Raw genomic sequence first — 24,127 nt, 5'->3', positions numbered from 1 at the left:
AATGGCACTTAGATCTTTAATAAATAACCTTCTAGATACTAATTTAATAGAAGAAATATACTTAAGAATTACCACTATTAAGAGATTAAAAATTTCTAAGGGTTCTAGATCAGCGAGAGCAATAATAGCATCAGTTCTAGCAAAAAAATCAAAGAAACCACTTTTAATAATACTTCCTACATTAGAAGAAGCTTCAAGGTGGTTTTCTTTAATACAACTTATGGGATGGAAAAAAACATTATTTTATCCTACAAGTGAATCATCACCATTTGAATCTATTAACGTATCAAATGAAATTATTTGGGGTCAATTAAGTGTATTAAGCGAATTGATTAGACATAAAGATATAAGTTCATTGGCAATAATAACAACAGAGAAGTCTCTTCAGCCTCACTTACCCTCAATCAATGAAGTGAACAATAACTCTATTAATATTGAAATAGGAGCTAATTTGGATTTATCTGAATTTTGTAAGAAATTATCACTTCTGGGTTATCATAAAACAAATACTATAGAGGAAGAAGGACAATGGAGTAGAAGAGGAGATATAATAGATATTTATGCAGTAAATAATGAGTTGCCTATAAGACTTGAATTATTCGGGGATCAAATAGAAAAACTTAAAGAATTCGATCCAATTACACAAAGATCACTAGATACTATAAATAATTTGTCAATTACACCAGTTAATTATAACTTTTGTCTTACAGATAATGAAATTGATTATCACCAAACGGAAAATCCATTAAAAACCAATGATATAAAAAAGTTATATAAAGCTTCTCTATTAGATTACCTTGATAAGGATACATTCTTAGTAATCGATGATGAACAACAATGTAAAGTCCACACTGATAACTGGTTGAAACATGTAGATCTAACCCTTAAAGAATATTTAAATAATGTTAATAATGAATTGAACCAAGAAGAATTAAGGTCTTTATATTATGATAATGATGCATTATATAAAATATTACAATCTTATATAGGTATTAATTACAACCCAATAACCACATCGGATAAAGATAATAATTATTTTGAACTTCCAACAAAATCAATAGCTAGCTATCCAAATCATTTTAGTAAATTAGCTGAATTAATACGTTCATACCAAAAGAAAAAATACTCTATATGGTTATATTCTGCTCAACCTAGTAGAACTTCAGCTCTTCTTGAAGAGCATGAATGTTACGTTAAGTTTATACAAAATAATTCAGATAAGTTTATCAAAGACATTATTGGAGTAAAAACTCCATTAGCACTAAAGGTTAATTCAAATGTAGATATTGAAGGTATAGACTTAGTAGCCTGGAAAGTTTTAGTAATAACAGATAAAGAAATATTTGGTCAAAATCTTATATCAACTACTGGATACATACGAAAAAGAAAAACAGCTTCTAGTAAAAAAATAAATCCTAATAAACTTTCCTCTGGAGACTATGTAGTTCATCGTAACCATGGAATAGGTAAATTTCTAAAAATAGAAAAATTTATAGTAAATAATGAGAGTAGAGATTACCTTCTAGTTCAGTATCTTGATGGAACATTAAGGGTAGCTGCTGATCAACTTAATTCACTTGGAAGATATAGATCATCTTATGGTACAAACCCTAAAATAAACAAGCTAGGAGGAACTAGTTGGCTTAAAGCAAAGGAAAAGGCTAGTAAATCAATTAATAAGGTTGCTATAGATTTAATCAAACTATATGCTGAAAGGTCTACGACAAAAGGATATGCATTTCCAGAAGATGGTCCCTGGCAACAGGAACTAGAGGATGCATTTCCCTACAAAGCTACACCAGATCAATTAAAAGCAGTTATTGATATCAAAAATGATATGGAAAAATCTATTCCTATGGATAGATTAATCTGTGGTGATGTTGGCTATGGTAAAACAGAAGTAGCTATACGCGCGTTATTTAAAGCTATAACATCAGGAAAACAAGTTGCATTACTCTCTCCTACAACTATTCTTTCACAACAACATTGGAGAACATTAACAGATAGATTTGCGCCTTATCCAATAAAAGTCTCACTCTTAAACCGATTTAAATCTAGTAAGGAAAAAAAAGATATTTATTCAAATCTAAAAGAAGGTAAAATAGATGTAATTGTAGGAACTCATTTATTGCTATCTAAAAAAATAATATACAAAGATTTAGGTTTACTTGTAATAGATGAAGAACAAAGATTTGGAGTCAACCAAAAAGAAAAAATAAAATCTTTAAAAAAGAATGTAGATGTAATAACACTTTCTGCTACTCCAATACCAAGAACCTTATATATGAGTATGTCTGGTGTGAGAGAAATGAGTCTAATTACAACTCCACCGCCACTTCGTAGATCAATAAAAACTCATCTTACTAATAAAGATCCTGAAGTTATTAGAAGTGCAATATGTCATGAAATAAGTAGGGGTGGGCAAATATTTTATGTAGTTCCTAGAATTAACGGCATAGAAGAAGTAGCGTTAAAAATCAAAGAAATGGTGCCCAATGTTAAAATAATATTGGCGCATGGTCGTATGGATGAAGGGGAACTTGAAAATGCAATGATTGCTTTTAATGCAGGAGAAGCTGATTTAATGTTATGTACTACGATTATAGAAAGTGGATTAGATATTCCAAGAGTAAATACTATATTAATTGAGGATGCTCATAGGTTTGGCTTATCACAATTATACCAATTAAGAGGAAGAGTTGGTAGAAGCGGTATACAAGCTCATGCATGGTTATTTTATCCAAATCATTCTGAAATAAATACTAATGCAATAAAAAGATTAAAAGCAATCCAAGAGTTTAGTGAACTTGGAAGTGGATATCAATTAGCTATGAGAGATATGGAAATAAGAGGAATAGGTAACATTATTGGTGTTCAGCAGAGTGGTCAAATGGAGGCAATTGGTTTTGATTTATATATGGAAATACTTCAAGAATCAATAGCAGAGATTAAAGGTCAAAAGATTCCAATTGTTGAAGAAACAACAATTGATTTACCTATAACAGCATTTATACCCTCTACATGGTTAAAAGATAATGAACAAAAGTTAATTGCATATAAAGAGGCTTCAGAATGTCAAACAAATGCAAGTTTAGTGGAATTAGCAGCATCATGGACAGATAGGTTTGGTAAATTACCAGCTTCTGTAGAAGCATTACTATTAATAATGAAATTAAAAATAATTGCTAAACAAACAGGATTTTCACGAATAAAAGTAGTTAATAAAAACTTGGTACTAGAAACCTTAATGATTGAATCTGCCTTTAAGTCACTGAAGAAAGGTTTAGATTCTCATTTACAAGGTAGAATGGTTTTTAAAAAAGGTTCTAAAACATCAGAAGTGATGGCAAGAGGATTAAATATGTATCCTATTTATAAACAAGTTGAATTTCTAATAGACTGGTTAACAAAGATGGCTACACAGATTTCAGATATTGAAAATAACATTTCTTCTAATTTACTAGATAAACTATCAGAGACAACGTAAAAATATATAGCCAAACTATAATTATAAAAAGAAGAATAATCTATAAGCCTTTTACATTTGATAATGACATTAGTTACAAGGTGGTTATTCCAAAAGATAGCTCGAGGAGTTTTAACACCTAGGGGGCTTTTCCACATTTCCACAGAATGCATATGATGCAGTGTCTAAATCATGTGAGTAGGACAAAGTCATAAGTGGATGTGTGACAACATCAGCTCGAACCTGAGACTGCTTCTACTGCAGTCAGTTTGGGCAAGAGTTATAAATTATACAAAGAGAGAATATTGGATTACATGGATTTTTATTTAATTTTTTTGTTATTAGAAGAAGATAAATGTGGAAAAGTATCTTATATCACATAAATTTCTATATTATAATTAAATATTCAACATAAGTATAATCACTTATTACAGTAGGAACTGAAGGTAAAGTGTTTGAGTTTTAAAATTTTAACGTTAAAATGAAATTTTCTATTTAATCCCAAGGTTGAGTGCTTTTAGTATCGTCTCCATTTGTAACTAAGGAATCGCGAACCCATAGGAAAACATAGTAAAAGCCAGATAGAAAAAAGAACGATAAGGCAAATACCATTAAAGTGTTTTGATCAATTTGCATTAGAAGAAAATAATAATTATATAATTAATTGATATAATTATTTTAATAAAGTATAGTATAAATATAAATAAAGGTTTTAATAAGGATTTATTCTTTAAGATTAAATCCTTTATCTAAAAGCTCCTGGTAAAGATAACGAGCTTGAAAAGTATATACCTGTTCTTCCTTATCTCCTCTTCTAATATGGAAATAATTATGGTCAAGTTGATTTCTGCTAAAACTAACTTCTATTATTCCCTTTTGCATAATCCATTCTGGGTCATTGGTATGAGTTTGATTAGGTCCTCCGTCCCAAGGGGCAACTTCTGCATATTTAACTTTTTTCATTTAAGTGTTTTTAGCTTATATTAAATATATAGCAAAATTACATATAAAGGCAATTCCAATAAAATGAGGTAAAGGTAAGTAGGCATAAGTACTTAAAGTTGATTGAAAAGCTTTCTTTTAAACACATTGGCATTGCTAAAAAGCTATTTCATAGCATATTTCAAATGTTATCTAAATTTTTATGGATACGACAGACAAGATTCAATTTGCAGAACAAAGGATAGAGGAGCTACAACTACTTATTAACCACTGGAAAATAAAAGGAAAATCTTCACAATCTTTGGAAATATGTATAATTAATGAAATGAAAACTGATTCCAAGAAATATATATCTATAAAGTAATGAAAATAAAAGTCCAGCAATATCTAAACTACATTAGAAATTTACCGATTGATAAAGTAAAAGACCATACAAAGAGTATAATAAATTTTATACTTTTTATAATTATATTAAATCTAGTATACCCTATAAGTAAAGATTATATAAACAAGAATCAATGTGTATCAATTGCTTCTAAGCAATTGAAAAAACAACTTCCTCAGTCATTTATCAATGAATCAGAATTAAGCAAAAAAGAATTATCTTATATGCTAGCTTATCAATTGTGCACACACAGAAATGACAACTCATAATATATTCAATTAATGTTATGCCTATATTTAAATATTAGTAAATTCTTAACCATTAATATTATGATAACTCTACTTGACATTGGAAATCAGATTAATAAGATAAAGAAAAAACACTATGTTTGTTAATCATCTAAGTCTTTCAAACCTTTTTAAATCAAATAAAAACAATACAATAATAGCTTCAAAAGTTGAAAAAGATGTTAATTACCATTTATTCAATAAAAACAATATTGATTACTTGACTATAAAAGCCAAAGGCACTCTGCAAATAAATAAAATATAACCTACAACTTCATATGATAAAAGATTCATCAAAATTAAAAAAAGGTCAACTTCTTAAAATAGATATTGATAGAATTGCAGATCGATTCAATAATAAACTTCTAGAGTATATAAAGAAAAACCCAACAGGTAAATTAATTGGTTATAAAATGGTTGATGGTAATCAATTTGGCCTGGTATTGGATCTAAGTATTGGTTCACCACAATGGTTTTTTGAAGAAGAATTATCCGAAATTACTCAACCTAATAAGTAATTTGTGATATTATGAATCAAAATATAATCACAAATCTAAAAAAAATTATAGATTTATTTTTAGTGATAAATATATTCATTATAATATCAGCATCGATCTTTTTTATAACAAGTATTATCTTTGAATTAAATAACAATCATAAACTATTGTCCTTATTTCAATTATTATGGAAACCATTATTTCTACCTTCACTAATATTATTTTTTACAGCTATTACAATTGAATTGATTCTAAAATCTCTTAACAAATTACATGAAAAAAACTAAATAATAATACTTATATTTACTACTAGGTATTATTATCTATTTATTTAGACTTTAATTTAATTTCTATATTTACTTATTATAAATTTAATTCCTAAACATAATTTAATACTAGCTAATTAAAGTTTTAATTTTTGATATTATATCATTTATAATTTTGTCGAACTTTATTATTGGTATTCTATGAATTAAGGGATTAGGACGTGATATAATTATAATTAATCCTCCTATTAATCCTAAATTTGTAAAAAAGATATTATATTGAAAAGGAGAGAGATGGAATATGATTGTTGTAGGAATTAAAAATAACAATAAAAAGAATGATCCTAATTTCTGTTGGCTACCAAATATAAGTAGTGTAGAACCAACTGTCATGCAAAAAATAGCAGAAATCAAAAGGAAAGGAGCTAAGTTTGGTGGGATACCATGAGCAATTAGTGATTTTAAAAATAATGGGTAACGTAGAATCTTAAGAGGAATTGGTATGATAAATGCAGTGGCAAGAAAAATTCTTCCAATTAAATCAAGAAATCGTAGTTTTGATGGTCTCATCAAGTCAGTGAAAAGAATAAACCTTTTTAGATACTAATGGTAATACCAATAGAACTTATAATTATAATAGGCATGCCGTTGATAATTATAGAAATTTCCCAAATAAAATTTGATATGCATGTATGCTTCTATAAGCAAAAAAATAATATTAATTTGCATAACCTAAAATTGTTCCTAAAATATAAATGATTAAAACTTCTCACTCTATAGATTAGGGAAGTAAATGTACCTATCAAAAGCAAGAAAATGAGGTGGCCACCAAACAAAGCCTGGACTTCAAATACACCAAGAGAAGGCCATAGACATTTTGAAGTTCTAGAATACGGGGGTAAAGGAGAAGAACGATGGGTAACTCTCTGCGCTATTATGGATAAAAGTATCACCATAGAAATACCTTGGAATGAATTAAAAATATATGCCAATTGGACAAGTGGTTGGCTGCAATTATCAGATGAAGATTAATATAATAAACCCTAATAATTTCAGATTCAAATATAGGAGCTAGGATTCAAAACCAAACCAAGATAGTTATTTGAATAATAACTAAATAAATTCCTTTATAATAATTTATTATTTACTTAGACTAGCCATATTATAAATATTTGGATCTCTTGATTAAACTTGACAACAGATAGGTTTGGCGGTTAAATAGAATGATATTTTTTAAAGTTTATAAAATTGTACCTAGTTACAAGAAAAAATATAAATAAGTTTATTAAAATAAGTATAATCTTACTTACATTATCAATCAATAGTGCTTATTCACTTGATAATGAAGAAAATAATAGTAAAACAAATAGTAACCCTATAAAGAATCATTACTCTAGTAATAAGAATAAAACTCCATATATTATAGGATCAGGAGATACTATTAGAATAGAATTAGAACATCTACCTGAATTAAGTACTAATGTTTCAGTAGGACCAGATGGCTATATATATATTCCTGAACTAAAAAATACTTATGTAGAAGGATTAACTTTAGAAGAATTAGAGAATGATTTATTAAAAAGATATTCTGTTTTTGTAAGATATCCAAAAATTTCAATCAGAATTATTGCATATAGACCTGTTAAAACTTTTATAGCTGGAGAGGTTAAAAGGCCTGGATTATATACTTTATCAGGTATAAACCAAGCTATACCAAATGAAGTTGGAACATTATCAACTAAAGGCACTGGTAAATTAGATAATATTTTAATGCCTGCAGAAGAGGCAGCTTCATTACAATTATATAAGAAATATCAAACAATAAATTTTCCAACTTTATTTGATGCAATAAGAATTTCACAAGGTATTACACCTTTTACTGATTTATCAAATATACAGATCAAAAGAAAAAATCCTATTACAAATGGTGGAGGATATATTAAAACAACTATTAATCTAATGCCGTTAATACTTGAAGGAGATCAGTCCCAGAACATAAGAATCTTTGATGGAGATATTATTAAGATAGGAAAAAGTGAAAAATCTCTAAATAAACAAATACTTGAAGCATCAGTTATTAATATCAACCCTGATTCCTTCAATGTCTTTATTAGTGGCCAAGCTGAGAAGTCTGGAAGAATAGCAATACGAAATGGAAGATCATTAAATGAGGCAATTGCTGCCTCAGGAGGTAAAAAAATATTCAGCGGAGATATAAGTTTTATTAGGTTTTATTCAAATGGTGAAATAGATAAACGAAAATTTAACCACATGCCCACAGCTAAGCCAGGCTCACCAAACAATCCCATACTGATATCTGGTGATATAATTCATATAAACAGATCACCTGTAGGGTATTTAACAGAATCTGTAAGTACAATTACAAGACCTGTAGTGGGTATATACTCATTATTAAACCTTTTTGATTAATACATAATTTTCAAATGAGCACCTTAGATAAAGAGCAATTAAATTTAATAGATACACTAGAAGATGATATAGATTATCAACAAATAATTTATTCACTATATAGAAACAAAGGTATAGTCATTGCTATAACAGGAATATCACTAGGAATTGGTTGCATACATTTATCATTACAAGATAAAGTGTGGGAGGGTACAACGCAAATAGTTATTAGGTCAACTACAAATAATGAAGGTAGTAGTGGTGCTTCAAACATAGCGGCATCAGGTATCCCTGGGGTATTTAGTGCTGTAAACACATCCTTAAAAACAGAAGTGGCAATATTAAAAAGCCCATCAGTTTTAATGCCAGTATTTAATTATGTTAAAGCTGAGAAATTTAAACTAGGAAAAGATCTGAGAGCATGGAAATTTAACAACTGGAAGGATGCTAAACTTCAAGTTAAATTAAAAAAAGATACAACTGTATTAAATGTCACATATAAAGATAAAGATAAGCAATTAATTGTTCCTGTATTAAAAAAAGTTACCGATACATATCAAAGATATTCTGGAAGATCAAGACAACAGGGTATGCGACAAGGAATCAAATATTTAGAAGAACAAATTGATATATATAAAGCTAGAGCAAATACATCAATGACTGAATATATAGACTTTTCCATGAAAAATGGCTTGGGAGGAGCGGATGGTCTTCCAATTTTTTCATCTACAGATATAAAATCGTCAGCTACTAGCTCACCTACAACTAGTAAAAGTACACCTTTTGCTCAATCTTTTAGTGCAAGCGAATTAAAAAGTCAATCATTTAATCCAATAGATGCAGAAACTATGGAGAGATATCGGGATAACTTTGAATTATTAGCTTTGCTAGAATCAGAGTTATCTATAAAGTCATCACTATTAAAGCCTAACTCGGAGATTATAAAATCATTAAAAAGAAGAATAGATTCATTAGAAAAATCCCTATCTAGGCCTACTGTAATATTAAATGAATACAGGCAGCTAAAAAGTCAAGCTGGTAGAGATCAGAATACCCTTCTAGGCCTTGAATCACAAATCTCGAATCTTAAATTACAAAGAGCTAAGCAAAATACACCATGGGAATTAATTTCTGAGCCAACAGTAGTAGAGGATCCGATAGCACCTAATGAATCAAGAATCCTCTCAATATCACTACTTATCGGCTTATTAACAGGAAGTATAATAGCTTATATAGCCGACAAAATAACAAATATAATATATAGTACACAGGAATATAAATCACTAATTCCATATCCTCTTTTAAAGACTATATTAAAAGATAAGCCAGAGACATGGAAAAAAGACATTGATTTATTAGCATCTGGGCCACTAAATTATTCTAAAGGAGAAAAGATATTATTATTAACTCTAGGAAAACTTAAAGATCAAGATTATTATATTAGATTTGAAGATAGAATAAAGGATTTATTAGATGGAATACAACTAATATCTAATAATGATACACAAATAATAAATGAAAATGTAAAGATTATTATTGTTGCTTCACCCGGAATGTGTAAAAGAAATGAATTAAAATTAATAAATGAAGATATTAAATTCAAAGCTAATAATGTAAAAGGGTGGATATCATTAGAGTAAAATTAAACTCAAATTATTTACTAAAAAAGTTAGGTCTTTCTAATTTACAAATCGAATTTACTAAAGACTCTTTAGGACTTTCTAAAGCCAAATAAGAATTACAGGTTTTAATGTATATATTATTTAGAAGTTTTGTATAAAATATTTTATCCATTAACAATATATTCTTTGTTTGAGATTTAATTAAGTTAAAAGTAGAAGGAAGTAAAACTATCTGAAAAATAGAAACTAAAAAAAGAAGACTTAAGAGTTTAACGAATTTATTGTTAATAATAAAAATTTTCATTTTTCTATTATATCAGAATTACTATTTAATAACCCAATTTTTTATAAATGAATTATCAGCATTTATTGAAACATTAGAACGAGTAGAATCTAATGAATGTTTAATTTCGGCGAGATCATTAGTTCCACAACCATTATCATCTAGAAATAAACCAAATGTTTCCCTTATAACATTGGAGTTAGTACAAATAGAGGAATCGAAATAATTATTCTCTTGGATTGTAAGTGAAACATTATTTGTTATCTTTGTCTTAGCAAGGTTCATAGTTACTATTCTTTTGGAAAGAATTGAAGTATTGGTGTTGTTATATGTAAAAAGTAATACAATAATGAGTGTAATAGGAAATAAGATTAAAGAACTATAATTAGAACTAGGAATAAATTCGTAAATAATAAGAGAAAGGCACATAAGTGAAAATATACATGCAATATAATAGGAATGAGCTGTATGACCTCCACCTAATCTGGTAGATTCTCTAATAAAGACAACTGAAAGTGCTGTTGAAATTGAGTAATACCTAGATAAATTCCCAAAGATATTGACATATGGGTTAATAGAACACTTAACAAGATATGTACCCAAAAAGAAACAGGGTAGAATTGAAATAAACCAAATATAAATAAATACAATTATATTATGATGAGAAAAAAGAGGTAAATTAGTTAATAATTGGATCTTGTGGTCATCCTGTAATATCCAACCAGTAAATGGATTGTTAAAAGTAGAGTTTAGGCATTGAGAATTAATGTCTAATATAAAACAGAATGGATTTGATATTGCTAATGAGCCATGGTTACTTTTAGGTATAATCCAACTTAAAAAAGAAATAATGACAATTAATAAAGGTAGGAGGAAAGTTTGAAATAGACTTTTAATTGATGTACTATTAAAAAATCTACGATAATAATGTAGTAATAGGAAAATAAATGAAAAGAAAAATGTTGGGAATGTTGAGGCCTTGGAAATAAGAAGAGAAGTTAAAAGAAAAATAAAAAGAGTAACATTGTCTTTTGATATCTTAGTAATAGAAAAATTATTATTTATCTTATAAGTATCTAATAATAATGATGTTAAAGCAAAGAGACAAAATAATATTGTATAATTAGATATACCAAGTGAATAGTCAATTTCTGGCATTAAAATAGAAAATGGAATAAATAGAAGAAGAATATATATAATTAAATTAGTAAAATCTAAACGAAGATTCCTACTAAAGATAGAAGAGATATAAGTATAAAAGAAATTAAAAAATGAAAGTAAAACAAGAGCATACTTTACTGTAAAAGAATAATATATATTTATTGGGTTTACAAGAAAAAGAAAGGGAGAAAGAATGCTACCAGCCATTAAATGATTCGCACTTAATAAATTGGGATATGCAGTTGGAACCCTTATAGAACCTAAGTAGTCAATGGTAAAAATATCATTTAACCATGAATAATATAAAACATCATGTCCTTCAAACCTCCAATTACTAGGAATAATTTTAAAAGAAAAATAAAATGAGAGAGTTAATGCTAAGAGAAGAGATATAATTAACTTATTATTTTTAAAACTAATATTATTAAAATTATAAAGAAGGTATTCGGCTAATTTTACTTTAAGAAGATGTATACTAGAGCCAGAAATAATATAAATTTTATAAAAAGATATTATAATAGTTGTTAAGAATATAGAAAATAAATACCATTTAATAATCCAGGCTTGGGTATAAGCAAAAAGAGGTATAGGTGATGATATAATGTATAGTGTTATAAAGGTATGGTGATAAGTAATTTTTGACCATAATGCATAAGAAGCAATTATGATTAAAATAATTCCTACTAAAATTGAGAGTGCTATCAAGAACTTATTGGTATTTTATAAATTCTACTACAAAACAATAAATAAGCTAGAAGAATTGAATGGAAAATAGATATTGTCTTTAAAAAACTCAACAACGAAGAAAATGGAACTATGATTTATTAAAAACATAATATTTTTGGAAATAATAGTTTAGTAGAAAAACCAATGATGTTGTTATGAACCAAGACAAGTGTATATTAACGATAAAATCATTTATCAATCCTAAAACTATTGAGAATATCAAAAGAAGTGATAATTGCAAAAATACAAATTTTCTTATTGCCCTAATATAGCTACTTGAATATAAGAATGTAAACTTAGAGTTTAAAGTAAATGAAATAAATGCTCCAAAACCGAATCCTAAAGCACCTGCTATAGATGTTTTCCAATTAAAGAAACTAAAGCAAATATAAACTACAGCAAAATTAATTACATTATTAATTAAACCTACAGTTAAGAATCTAAATAATTTATTAAATTCATTCATAAAGTCTTATTGTTTTATTTTAATTTATTTAATTAATTAATTATTCTAAATTTGATATTTTATCAAAATAATTAAACCAATATTGTGCAAGAAATAACTCCTTAGGTGTACCCAAAGACAACCAGTAATCTACTTCAAATGCAAATACTCTAAGAGTAGAAAGATATGAACCAATATTTTTAGCTATATATTGCTCTCCTTCTTGGTTATTATTATCGCTTAATATTGATAAAATAGATTTATCCTTAAACCAAAATGTACCTATTAAGAGATTATTAATATAGGAGGAATTAATGTCTATTTCTTCTTTTTCTATAATGTTGGTAACACGAGAGTTCTTATCTAGATTTAGAAATCCATAATTATTAGTTGATTCATTAGAAAAATATTTCCATTTTGTTGTTAGAATAATTATATCTGGGTTGTTTTGATTAATAAATTTATAAAATCTAGATATATCAATATGAAATTTATAATCTGCTGAAGAGACAAAGAATGACGATTCTATAGAATAATTATTAACTAACATATTAAGTGTTAATAATTGTCCATTAGGTGTATCATCAAGAAAGAGTTTTGAAGATGAATCTAATAAATTATCATCGAAATATATTTCTTGTGTTTTAAGAGCTGCTAAAAATTTATAATTATTATTAAGAGAAGAAAAGCTTTGTTCTATTAGTTTATATCCTTGAAAATCAAGGAATATCTTATCGACAAGATAACCATATTTTTTAAACCTACTACCTTTACCAGCTGCTGTTATAAGATGAGGTTCTTTAACATAGGCTATATCATGGTTTCTATAACATAAATATAAGTTTCTCCAGTGGGAATATTCTTCATAATCTCTTGGTGTTCCCAAACAAATAAAATTCTCTACTTCAAGACAAACAACTTTATAGAATTGTTTAATGGCAATATTCAAACAAAGTGATGTATATGCTTCTTTTTGCCCCCATGAACCTGGATTGTCTAATAATTTAGTTGCTATTTTTTTAAATATATTAAATGTTGGGAAAGCATATATCCCAGTAGAGCAGGGTTCTTGAATTCTATCATTAGTAAAGGACTCCTTTTCTTTAAGCGCAATCATATTATTTAATTGATCTACCTTCATATAAGCAAATGTTGTAGTGCCTAAAGAAGCAGGGTGAAAACCACTAAAGTAGGGAGCTACAATATTATTATCTGATAACAAATTAGTAAGTCTATTCATATCCATTCGAACTAAAAAATCACAATAGTGAACTACTATTGGTATATCATCATCTATATCTACACAATTTAATACTGAGTAAGTTGGTCCTAAGGAATGTTTTTTGATTTTTTGAATTTTTACATTAATATGTTTGGATAGTATCTGACTTATAATTTTATTATTCTGATTTAATTGTTCTTCAGTACATATTATATATATATCAAAATTAGAGCTATCAAACTGAAGAATAATGTTTTCTAATATACAATTCTTATTGAGTGGAAGAAAAGCCTTATGAGTATTATATCCGTGTTTTTGAAATCTTGTTGATTGACCAGCTATAGGAATAGCAACTGCTATCTTTTTATTCATATTCTACACTTAAATCATCAAGAGCTGACTTCCAATAATTCAAAGACTCTTGAATATCCATTACGATATTGGAATCATCAGGCTCTCTTTCACGAGCATTAAGTTCGAGGATTAACTCGAAATTTCGATGTTTTTGCTTATCAATTTTATCTAATAATAACTTTATTACTTTATTTGCTTTTACTAAACCAGTTTTATTGAATACAGTAGTAAAAGGACTATTTTTTCTCTTATCCTTGCTTATTTGTTTAAGGTGAAGTTGACTTGAAAAATTAGCATATTTTTCTATAAGGCCATAGGGTTCATAATCTTCATTGTTTGATGATGATAAATCTCCATGATCTGGATCTAAACAAAGGTTAATGGGAAGTCCTTCTCTAGAGAGTTCTCTCAATAACCAATCGATATCTTTTTGTGTATGCCCTTGTTCTCTTTCTATGCTCATATGCTCCCAGGTTAATTCTTCTATACCAAACTTAGAAACTTCATTATATAACTTATTCCAATAAGTTACGCAAATATCCCTATAGAAATTGCGATTGGTTTTATTGTCAGGTACAGAAAGTATACCTATATGACTACCTAAGCGCTTTACACCTATTTTAGAAGCATAGTCAGCATATCGAACAAACCAATTCAGCCAATAATTTCTAACATCCTCATCAGGATGGCAAAAATGGTTTACTCGAGTAAAGGCACCTGTAAATGCGGAATAGATTGTGAAGCCATAATCATTTTTTAATTTATTAATTTCATCTACTTGCTTGCTTAATATTTTATCTGGATAGGAAGGATTAAAAAGATCTGCCGTTATTTGAATATTTTTAACTCCAAGTTGATTTATTACTTCACACCATTGTCTTGGGGAAGGATATCTATTAACTAAAAAACCTGTGTTTACTGATAGTTTCATTTGGAATCCTTAGTTGATAAATTAATAAGCATTTGTTCAAGACTATCAATATTTTTAATAATGTCTCCATAGAAAAGACCACTTTTTCCTAATACAAATTCTCTTGCTCCACTTTTAAACATGCTGGGTATAGTATTTAAATTAACATTGCCATCAGCTATTATAGATATTCTTTCTTGTCCAGTTTCTGATAATATTGTAGAAAGATCTCTTATCTTTGATATAGCCTGCTTAACTAAAGGCTGACTATGATAACCTGGATTTACAGTTAATATTAGAATTCTGTCAATATCATCCAAAATATAATCTAATGATGCTAATGGAGTTGCTGGTGATAAAGCAACACCTGGTGAAAGGCCTAATTCTCTAAGTTTAGAAACATCTCTATGTAAATTCTTAGAACATTCAACATGAACACAAACTCTGTCTCCTTCCTTAAATCCTAAGCTGTTATACAGTCTAGAGGGTTCTTCTACCATTAGATGATAGTCACCTCTTTTTGGAAATTCTTCTCTAATTGTATTAATAATACTACTACCCATAGTAAAATCAGGGGCAAATGATCCATCTAAAATGTCCCAATGAAAAAAATCAACTCTGTTTGATATTTGAATAAGTTCTTCACCAACTTTATTCCAGTTGATGCACATTATCGAAGGTAGGAGCTTAAATTTGTTTATTTTCATGGCTTAATCAGGATTTTAATACTTTCACCTCTAGAGGCTATTTCAAAGGCTTCATTAATATTATCCAATGGAAACCTATCAGTAATTAGACTAAGAAAGAAAGCACTATCTTTAGTAATCATTTTAATCGCCTCTGAATGTTGTCGAGGTGTTGAACCATGACTACCAGTTAAAGTCATTTCTTTATAATGAAGATCGTTTGTAATAAGTTCAATACTTGGTGCAGGATTAGGAAGCCCTCCAAAGAAGTTGATACTTCCTCCATTATCTAATAGGGAAATGCCTAACTGATGAGTATCAAAAACACTACAGGCAGTAAAGACATAATCATATGATCTTTTATATTTATTTATTTTAGAAATAAAATCATTATAATTATAAGTATTATCGGAAATATTTAGCCCTTTTATAAAATCCCTTTTGTAATCTGAAATCTCAACATAATCAATTCTTGCTGCTTTTTTTAATTTTTTACATAAATAACCCAACATAATTCCTATAGGTCCGCCACCAATTATCATTATTCTAGAATGAGTCTTAACATTAAGCTTTTCAACGCCATTTATTGCACAAGCCAAAGGCTCTCCTAACGCAGCTGCTTCTATATCTAATTCATCTGGAATTTTAACTACTGGTCCAAAGTCAAAAACTCTTCTATCTATATTTATATATTCAGCAAAGCCACCTTGAAGCTGATAACCGATAGCAAGATTATCATTACATAGGTTAGGTGTACCATTTATGCATTTATGACATTTACCACAAGGTATATCAGCACCAAGGCTCAATCGGTCTCCTTTTTTAAAACCATCAACATTAGATTCTGAAACAATACCCGAAATTTCATGTCCAATTATTGCTGGATAGGTAAGTCGCTCATTTCCTTTATTAAATATCCTTATGTCAGATCCGCAAATAGCACAACTATCTACCTTCAGTCTAACAATATCATCATCATCAATACAATGATTATGCTCATTTATATCAAAGGTCTTTATTCTTTTTAGAAAAGCGGCTCTAGGCATTATCCTGATGTAAAAACATACAATAAATATAGTACTATTAATATTATAAGTGATAAATCTATAAACCTTTGAAAGAATATTCTATTAATGCGTAATATACCTATTTCAAATTTTTTGTTTATAGTATAATAACTTATAATTAATAAATCTATAAGAGGTAGAAGGCAAATAGCTGAAATACAATCAAACGTAAATATGGATACAGGAGCTGGAAGATTGTATAAATTAATTAGAACTGTAGATATTGCACAACCTACATATATTGAATATTGAGGTAAATATAATTGAATACGTTGTTTACTTAACAAACCTTTGTTTAAAAGAGTAAACAAAGCTATTAACCATATAAAAAATAATCTAAGAATATGATCAGAAGAAATTGGTTCTATGGATAAATCATCGAAGGGAAATTTAAGTAATGTGAAACATGTAATAATTCCAATAAGAATATGAAAAAAATCACGGCTCTTAAAAGATTTATAATCGATAAAAGAAAAAAATGTTAATGAATTTGATTCAAATTTACTATTTCTTTTTGAAAGATGAATTAGTATTGAAATAAATAAACCTAAAATAATAGGAATACTAGAATAATTTGGATATATTAATGAAAGTGGAGTTGCCAGACCTATCGTTAATAAACTAATCTCAATTAAGATAGATGAACTTATAGAAGATCTACTTACCTTCTCTATAATATATAAAAGGGATATTAAAAATAAGCCTGATCTATTACCTAAGAACCAACCATTAAATAAAGACTGAAACCCAGTGAGTGAAAATTTAAGTTGTGTAGATAGATTATTTCCTATAAAAGATAGAAATGAAATTTCATATAAACTTGTCATGAAAAATAGAATTATTAATAATGCAAGTTGCCAATTGAGTCTTTTCTTTAAATGTATATAACACCTAAAGATATATATTATACTTAGACTTGAAATAATAAATGTCATAGGTCTAAATCCATTTCTGATAGTTCTTAGTACATATATAATTAGTTCCACTCAATGAATTTTTAATAGAATTTATCTTATTATCGAATTTTCTTGTGTCTATTAGGCTAGGGGAACGTAAAGATGGATAATGTAGTTCTGGAGAAACAAAACAAAGATTAAAATTATTATTTTGAGCATTTTCAATGTCAGATTCAGTCATCCAAAATGAACCATCAAAGGTATCAACCCACAAATAACTACTGATATCACTACATTTTTTGTAATTTAGCATTTCATACTGAGAAACTCTCAAGCATATATTACTCCTATAATTCTGTCCCATCTTATAAGCTACAGGAAATGAAAGATCAAACATAAAATATTTATCTAAAGAAACCTTATTAGCAATTCTTATAATTTCATCTTCAATGCCCTCTTCCTTAACGTTAATAGCAAGTACACGATTTCTATTGGACCATAAATAATCCTCAAAATCATCTCCATTGTGGAAAGAATCATGAGCTATGACCAATTTTTGATTATAAGCATGTACATCAAATTCCAATCCAATATCTTTAGGAATTTTCTCACTATCTTCTATTGATAGAATCCTATGTGCAATAGGGTGTAAACTCATTTTGTTAATGATATGTTATTAGAAAATAAATGTCTAATTTTCCATTTAAATATATATTTTAACATGTTAATAGAATAAATTATCTTAGCATCTATAGATTCATTAGCTCCTTCTCCTTGTTCCCTTTCTAAAAAATGTACATTGAATCTCGAGATTTTTACTCCTAAGTCTATAATATATAATAAGATTGCAATATCAAACTTACCATCTTCAGGAAGTTTGTTAATTATCTTATTCATTAGATCTACAGATATTGATGTTGGTTGAGAGTTTGGCGAAATTGCTTGTCTATAGCCTAATATAAATAATATTAAATTTAAGACAAATGTAAATAAATAAGAAATGGTTCCATCTTTTCTAGATAACCTTTTCCCTTTTATTAAATAGAAACCATTAGTTTGAATCTTAAGTAAATTACTAGCTAATAAGATATCATTTAAAGGAGTCTGACCATCTCCATGGGTCCAACAAAATACTTTATATGAATTATTTATAACAATATTCTTAAAGGCATATTTAATTCCAGAGCCATAGCCTTCATTAATATTCTTTCTAATAAACATTATATTCTTAGCTTCAAGTTTATTTATGCTAAGTTGACATATTCTATCTTGAGTATCATCTATAGAACCATTATCAAGTAAATACCAATCTATATCTGAAGAATTTAATGAAAGAATCTCTTTAATCAAACTATCAATACGATTAGCTTCATTAAAACAAGGAATGACACATGCAATATTATTTTCCACAATTAATCTATATGAATAATAGCCTTATTAAAATTAGGCAATATTTTTCTATCTACCCTTCTTCGATTTATTTTGGATAATAATTCAGGAGAGTTTTCTAGCATAGATTCATGGGTTATAAGTGATTTTAATGATAACTTTCCTTTAGAGATTAATCTTATACCTTCATTCCAATCACATAAACTAATATCATCAGGTCTGAATCTACTATTCCAAGAACCTAGTAATGTTAACTCTCTTCTCATTGCAGTTGAAATTTCTTTTGAGTTTATTGATGTTGAATCCGAAGGATTACCTAAAAATATAACTTTACCTCCTTGATTAGTTTGTTCTATGCAATTATTAATAGCATTTGGTGATCCACAACAATCGATAGAAATATCATATAATTCGGTTTTTATTTTATTAATAGAATCTATAAAAATAACGTTATCAGGAAAGAAAACTTTTTTGTAATTATTTCTATCTACACAAGTAACACTACAACATTTATCTAACAAAATTTGACATATTATTTGAGATAAAAAACCACCTCCGACTAGCAAAACATTTGTATTTTTTTCAATTTTTCTACATAAATTTACACAGACTGCTACAGGCTCTATTAAAGAACCGGATAAATCATCAAAATCCTCTGGAAGCTTAATTAAGTTCCAATAATCTATATTTATTGTTTTCTGCATGCCACCATTTTCTCTTGAGCCATAATATGAATAATTACTGCATTTGTTATATTCTTTTCTGGTACAGGCAAGACAATTAAAACATGGTTTAAGTGGGAAAACAGCACATTTATCTCCTTTGATTAATTTATTAGAATTACTTTCTAAAATTTCAACCATAAATTCATGACCTATCGTTAATGGGTAAAAATAGGCTTTCCCATCAAAACATCTAGGAATATCACTTGAACAAACACCTACTATTTTTGGAGCAACAAGTGCACAGTTTTCGAGGTTTTTTTGTTGAGGATTTGGGTTCTTACGGTAAACCAGTTTGCCATTAGCCTCAAGAATAAGCATTTTTATCTAAAAGCTATCTCTATAATAATCCAAAGCTGTGATTAATCTGTAAAAATATTAAGGAAAAAATATAAGTAAGTAAAATTTAAGTTCATTCCTAGCTTATTCTTAATTAGTATGAAATTTAACTAATAGTTCCTCTTATAAACATGAATCATTCTATAAAATAAAACTATATAATTATTCAGATTCTTATAAAAAGGAATATATAACACGACTTCAAAATAGATTCTTACATTTTACCCTGTTATTTAAATATTAATTACTAAGTCTATAAATAAATAAAAATTGAACCGTTTTGCCGTGTGACCTAAGAGATCGACCTGGATTAACCAGAAGAGGAGGCAAAGCTAGGTTCCATTTCCAGTTAAACTGGTTTACTTCCCCATAACGACAGTCTCCTCAGATCGAAAGAGAGTCAGATCAGAGCACTTAAAAAGCCATCACCAACAAAACAGTTCCAGAATAAAGAAGTTAAGTTAGGAGTTTATCTCATTGGGCCATATAGACCTGATCTTTTGAACCGCATTTATCGCTTCTTGTTTCCTTGCTATGCAATCTTTAGCCTTTAAAAGCATTGTTACATGTCCTAGCTTTCTACCAGGAGCATTATTTTGTTTATCATACCAGTGTATATTTAGTCCAGATATTTCACTAAGTTGATTTAATCTATTATCTATAGAATTATTAGGGTTATTATTATCTGAATATCCTAAAAGGTTAACCATAATAGCACCAGGCGATATTAAGTCTGTTGAAGGGACTGGTAGTCCAGCGGCTATGAGAATTTGATGTTCAAATTGGCTACTCTTACAACCTTCAATAGTAAAATGTGCTGAGTTATGAGTTCTTGGAGCTATTTCATTTACTAATAATCCAGATTCTCCCCAGAAGAACTCTATTGCCAACACTCCCACATAATTAAGCTCTCTAACCAAAGATACTCCAAGGTTATAAGCAAGTGCTTTAACTGCATGATTTACATCAGCAGGTGCTAAGACCCAATCACATATTTGACGATCTTGTATGGTTTCAGTTAAAGGGAATGATTTAACAACTCCGTCAGTAGATCTTGAAATAACTAATGATAATTCTTTAATATAACTTACCCATTGTTCTAAAAACCAATTCTCATGATTTACTTCTAATAAGAGTTTCTTAAGATCATTATAGTCGTTTATAATCTTAGTACCTTTTCCATCGTAACCTCCAATAGATGATTTAGCCATAAGAGGAAAAGTCCATTTATCAGGCAATATAAAGTCGTCTAATTTAAGTGTTGACAAAGAAATCCATTTTGGTCCAGGTATATGTAATCTATCAATAAGTTTTCTTTGTGAAAGTTTATTTACAAGCGGAGATATAGCTGAAAGATTTGGGACAAAGAACACTCCATCTTCTTCCAAAAGCGATAATCCTTCAATATCTAGCCATTCATTTTCAAAGGTAATAGAGTTGCAATGATCTGATAACTGCCTAGTTCCTTTAATATCCTGAGTATGTGAAAGTACAAGATCATAAGCATAATTCCCAGCAGGGTCCTTTGAAGAGCCTGTTTGTACAATTACATTGACTCCATGTTTCTTACCTGCCTTTGCCAACATTTGCGCAAGCTGGCCTCCACCTATTACTCCTACAGTAGGACAATCGTTTTTTTTCTGATCCAATGAAATTCTCCTATCAATTGAGCTTAAATAAAAGAAACCAACTAAAGTTGGAAACCTTATAAAATTAATTTATTAATATTGTGTATCAAGACATCAACCGAATCAAAGTCAATCTAACAAATACCCCATATGACGTTGTTATAAGTGCAGGAGGTATTAAAACCATTGGAGAAGAACTGCTGAGAATTGGTATACGTCCAAAAACTAAAATATTAATTGTTTCAAATCCTGATGTAGCCAAGCCATATAGCTCTGCTCTAATAAAAAGTCTTGAGCAATCAAACTTAAAGTCTAATCTTTTAATAATCGAAGCAGGTGAACAACATAAAACACCTCAAACAATCGCCAAAATTCATAACGCAGCATATGAGCATGAAATTGAAAGAGATTCATTAATTATTGCCCTAGGGGGAGGAGTTATTGGAGATATGGCTGGATTTGCTGCTGCAACATGGCTTAGAGGAATCGCATTTGTACAAGTGCCTACAACCTTACTGGCCATGGTAGATGCCTCAATAGGAGGAAAAACAGGAGTCAACCACAAATTCGGGAAAAACTTAATTGGTGCATTTCATCAACCTAAATTAGTACTAATTGATATAAATACGTTACAGACATTGCCTAATAGAGAGTTTTCTGCTGGCATGGCTGAGGTTATAAAATATGGCGTTATAGGTGATAAAGAACTTTTTAAGAAATTAGAACTAATTTCGAGCTTAAGATGCTTAGGTGATATCAATGAAAAACAGTTGTTAGAGATAATCACGAAATCAGTAAAAATCAAATCTAAAATAGTTGTAGAGGATGAATTAGAAAAAGGCTTAAGAGCAATATTAAATTATGGCCACACATTTGGCCATGTCATAGAGAATCTATTTGGTTATGGCACTTGGTTGCATGGTGAAGCTGTAGCATTAGGAATGATTCTTATAGGAGAACTTTCATTAAAAAGAAATCAGTGGGAATCGTCACAAGTGGAAAGACAAAAACTATTAATAGAGAAAGCTGGCTTACCTATAGAATACCCAAAACTAGATATAGAAAAAGTTATTAGAGTATTAAAATCAGACAAGAAAGTTAAAGATGGATGCGTAAGATTTATAATGCCAGTTAAAATTGGAACTGTATATATAGAAACAAATATTACCTATATAGAGATAGAAGAGTTTCTAAGAGAAATAAATAGTATTTAATTAATTGGTTCCTTAAGAAATTTATTAGTAATATTTTTATTTGTTATATATTGAGATGATTTTGTAAATACTATCCATCTAAATTCTCCTAAGCAAGATGGATCAACTAATCTTAATAGACTCTCTCTCTTATTCAGTGCTATATTCAAGTCTTTTGTTTGTAATTTCGTTAAATTAAAAAGTTTTTCTGCTAGTCCTAATGTTAAAAGAGCTAGCCCCTGTCTTGTTTCTCCTTGAAAATGAAATAAATTTTTCTTTGCGGCTATATATAATGTTTCAAGGCATAAATGTGCTGTTATATCTCTATTTCCTGCCTGTGCCAAAATATTAGTATTTGCCTTTTGCTTATAATATGATATCAATGTTCCATTACTTCTAAATAAAGAATAATATCTTGATGCTTCAATAGCATAATCTATAATTAAAAGTTGTCCTTCTTTTAAGGCCTTTGAAGCAATATTAAACCATGAGTCTAATTTTAAATGTATTTCAGTTGTCCAATAATCTGGTGCATTTTCAGGAGGTATAGAAATCATATATTCTTTTTTAATTTCCTCCAAAAATATTTTAGTGGAATTTTCTATAGGTAATAAAATGAAATCTAGGAAGTAATCATTCTTTTCCTGAATAACTCTTACACCTTGCAAATGTAACTGATTATTAAGAGTTATAAGGCGCTCTACAGGTAATGCATCTAAAAGTTCATGAGCTAGCATAATCCCAGTAACAGGTTCTTTAGATAATTCTTCTAAAGTTGTCCACCTAATTGGAATACTATCTATACTTTCTAATCTCTTTATCTGTCGATTTTTCATACCATTATTAATTTCGACAAGAACATATTCAACATTAGAATTAAGATTAAAAAACGTTTCCTTTAATGCGTTGATGAGATAAAAAGCAAGATCACCTTCTCCTGGACCCACATCAATAATAGAAAGTTTTGATCTATTTTTATTAACTAAATCAATTTGCTTAAGCCAATCTGTAATTTGTACAGCTAATAATTGCCCAAAATCGGGGCCTAAGGATGGAGAAGTAACAAAATCACCTTTAACTCCAATGCTTAGTTTCCCAGAGGAATAAGCACCATGATTAGGATCATTAAGGGCCAAATCCATAAATTTTGAAAAACTTATTGAACCTCCTGCCTCTTGAATAAGATGAGCTAACCAATCTGGACAATTCACAAGAGTACGATTCATAAGGGA

General features: G+C 28.7%; 21 protein-coding genes and 1 other RNA gene. 7 read left to right on the top strand and 15 right to left on the bottom strand.

What is annotated here, in order from left to right:
* Nucleotide 1 precedes the first annotated feature (1 nt).
* A complete protein-coding gene (mfd, locus tag O5636_RS01680) occupies nt 2-3,487 on the top strand; it encodes a transcription-repair coupling factor (protein WP_269622894.1) in 3,486 nt (1,161 codons plus the stop codon).
* Nucleotides 3,488-4,189: 702 nt separating this feature from the next.
* Here mfd and O5636_RS01675 read toward each other — a convergent pair.
* Nucleotides 4,190-4,429 carry a hypothetical protein gene (locus O5636_RS01675; protein WP_269622893.1) on the bottom strand — a complete coding sequence of 80 codons (240 nt, stop codon included), beginning with the start codon at nt 4,427-4,429 and terminating at the stop codon, nt 4,190-4,192.
* 181 nt (nt 4,430-4,610) lie between these two features.
* Here O5636_RS01675 and O5636_RS01670 point away from each other — a divergent pair, with 181 nt between their 5' ends.
* Both O5636_RS01670 and O5636_RS01665 read left to right on the top strand, forming a co-directional pair.
* The gene (locus O5636_RS01670) at nt 4,611-4,772 is read left to right on the top strand and encodes a hypothetical protein (protein WP_269622892.1); all 162 of its coding nucleotides are present in this window, start codon (nt 4,611-4,613) and stop codon (nt 4,770-4,772) included.
* 586 nt (nt 4,773-5,358) lie between these two features.
* On the top strand, nt 5,359-5,598 hold the full coding sequence (locus O5636_RS01665) for a cytochrome b6f subunit family protein (RefSeq protein WP_269622891.1): 240 nt from the start codon (nt 5,359-5,361) through the stop codon (nt 5,596-5,598).
* A 374-nt stretch (nt 5,599-5,972) separates the two neighbouring features.
* On the opposite strand, the gene O5636_RS01660 is transcribed toward O5636_RS01665, so the two are convergent.
* Complete coding sequence (locus O5636_RS01660; RefSeq protein WP_269622890.1) at nt 5,973-6,413, bottom strand: DoxX family protein; 441 nt, start codon at nt 6,411-6,413, stop codon at nt 5,973-5,975.
* A gap of 246 nt (nt 6,414-6,659) precedes the next feature.
* Here O5636_RS01660 and O5636_RS01655 point away from each other — a divergent pair, with 246 nt between their 5' ends.
* The 3 genes from O5636_RS01655 to O5636_RS01645 all read left to right on the top strand — a co-directional run bounded on the left by O5636_RS01655 (nt 6,660) and on the right by O5636_RS01645 (nt 9,892).
* Nucleotides 6,660-6,875: a TIGR02450 family Trp-rich protein gene (locus O5636_RS01655; protein ID WP_269622889.1), complete on the top strand. Its 216-nt coding sequence runs from the start codon at nt 6,660-6,662 to the stop codon at nt 6,873-6,875.
* 216 nt (nt 6,876-7,091) lie between these two features.
* Nucleotides 7,092-8,273 carry a polysaccharide biosynthesis/export family protein gene (locus O5636_RS01650; RefSeq protein ID WP_269622888.1) on the top strand — a complete coding sequence of 394 codons (1,182 nt, stop codon included), beginning with the start codon at nt 7,092-7,094 and terminating at the stop codon, nt 8,271-8,273.
* A gap of 14 nt (nt 8,274-8,287) precedes the next feature.
* On the top strand, nt 8,288-9,892 hold the full coding sequence (locus O5636_RS01645; protein ID WP_269622887.1) for a GumC family protein: 1,605 nt from the start codon (nt 8,288-8,290) through the stop codon (nt 9,890-9,892).
* A gap of 307 nt (nt 9,893-10,199) precedes the next feature.
* Here O5636_RS01645 and O5636_RS01640 read toward each other — a convergent pair whose 3' ends face one another.
* The 12 genes from O5636_RS01640 to O5636_RS01590 form a co-directional block, all read right to left on the bottom strand.
* A complete protein-coding gene (locus tag O5636_RS01640) occupies nt 10,200-11,315 on the bottom strand; it encodes a hypothetical protein (RefSeq protein ID WP_269622886.1) in 1,116 nt (371 codons plus the stop codon).
* Nucleotides 11,316-12,132: 817 nt separating this feature from the next.
* Complete coding sequence (locus O5636_RS09730) at nt 12,133-12,510, bottom strand: GtrA family protein (protein ID WP_420063780.1); 378 nt, start codon at nt 12,508-12,510, stop codon at nt 12,133-12,135.
* 40 nt (nt 12,511-12,550) lie between these two features.
* Nucleotides 12,551-14,083: a sugar phosphate nucleotidyltransferase gene (locus tag O5636_RS01635; RefSeq protein ID WP_269622885.1), complete on the bottom strand. Its 1,533-nt coding sequence runs from the start codon at nt 14,081-14,083 to the stop codon at nt 12,551-12,553.
* A complete protein-coding gene (locus O5636_RS01630) occupies nt 14,076-14,996 on the bottom strand; it encodes a sugar phosphate isomerase/epimerase family protein (RefSeq protein WP_269622884.1) in 921 nt (306 codons plus the stop codon). Before O5636_RS01630 ends, O5636_RS01635 begins: the two co-directional genes overlap by 8 nt.
* On the bottom strand, nt 14,993-15,682 hold the full coding sequence (locus O5636_RS01625; protein WP_269622883.1) for a ribulose-phosphate 3-epimerase: 690 nt from the start codon (nt 15,680-15,682) through the stop codon (nt 14,993-14,995). Before O5636_RS01625 ends, O5636_RS01630 begins: the two co-directional genes overlap by 4 nt.
* On the bottom strand, nt 15,679-16,707 hold the full coding sequence (locus tag O5636_RS01620) for an alcohol dehydrogenase catalytic domain-containing protein (protein WP_269622882.1): 1,029 nt from the start codon (nt 16,705-16,707) through the stop codon (nt 15,679-15,681). The genes O5636_RS01625 and O5636_RS01620 overlap by 4 nt, the downstream gene beginning before the upstream one ends.
* Entirely contained in the window at nt 16,707-17,555 is an 849-nt protein-coding gene (locus O5636_RS01615; protein WP_269622881.1) for a hypothetical protein, read from the bottom strand. The genes O5636_RS01620 and O5636_RS01615 overlap by 1 nt, the downstream gene beginning before the upstream one ends.
* Nucleotides 17,556-17,667: 112 nt before the next feature.
* The gene (locus O5636_RS01610) at nt 17,668-18,282 is read right to left on the bottom strand and encodes a hypothetical protein (RefSeq protein WP_269622880.1); all 615 of its coding nucleotides are present in this window, start codon (nt 18,280-18,282) and stop codon (nt 17,668-17,670) included.
* The gene (locus O5636_RS01605; RefSeq protein ID WP_269622879.1) at nt 18,279-19,034 is read right to left on the bottom strand and encodes a glycosyltransferase; all 756 of its coding nucleotides are present in this window, start codon (nt 19,032-19,034) and stop codon (nt 18,279-18,281) included. The genes O5636_RS01610 and O5636_RS01605 overlap by 4 nt, the downstream gene beginning before the upstream one ends.
* A gap of 2 nt (nt 19,035-19,036) precedes the next feature.
* Nucleotides 19,037-20,056, bottom strand: a complete 1,020-nt coding sequence (locus O5636_RS01600; RefSeq protein WP_269622878.1) for an alcohol dehydrogenase catalytic domain-containing protein — start codon at nt 20,054-20,056, stop codon at nt 19,037-19,039.
* A 286-nt stretch (nt 20,057-20,342) separates the two neighbouring features.
* Nucleotides 20,343-20,520, bottom strand: a non-coding RNA gene (gene ssrS, locus O5636_RS01595) — 6S RNA.
* A 15-nt stretch (nt 20,521-20,535) separates the two neighbouring features.
* The gene (locus tag O5636_RS01590; RefSeq protein ID WP_269622877.1) at nt 20,536-21,723 is read right to left on the bottom strand and encodes a 5-(carboxyamino)imidazole ribonucleotide synthase; all 1,188 of its coding nucleotides are present in this window, start codon (nt 21,721-21,723) and stop codon (nt 20,536-20,538) included.
* An 80-nt stretch (nt 21,724-21,803) separates the two neighbouring features.
* Between O5636_RS01590 and aroB the strand changes: the two genes are divergently transcribed.
* Complete coding sequence (aroB, locus tag O5636_RS01585; protein ID WP_269622876.1) at nt 21,804-22,916, top strand: 3-dehydroquinate synthase; 1,113 nt, start codon at nt 21,804-21,806, stop codon at nt 22,914-22,916.
* On the opposite strand, the gene O5636_RS01580 is transcribed toward aroB, so the two are convergent.
* On the bottom strand, nt 22,913-24,121 hold the full coding sequence (locus O5636_RS01580) for a class I SAM-dependent methyltransferase (RefSeq protein WP_269622875.1): 1,209 nt from the start codon (nt 24,119-24,121) through the stop codon (nt 22,913-22,915). The two genes, aroB and O5636_RS01580, sit on opposite strands and share 4 nt — an antisense overlap.
* Nucleotides 24,122-24,127 lie beyond the last annotated feature (6 nt).

Origin of the sequence: Prochlorococcus marinus str. MIT 0918 (genome assembly GCF_027359415.1) — a bacterium.
In the GTDB taxonomy this organism is placed as follows: Bacteria; Cyanobacteriota; Cyanobacteriia; order PCC-6307; family Cyanobiaceae; genus Prochlorococcus_E; species Prochlorococcus_E marinus_C.
The sequence above is the reverse complement of the archived record's forward strand: the minus strand, read 5'-3'. Positions and strand labels throughout refer to the sequence as shown.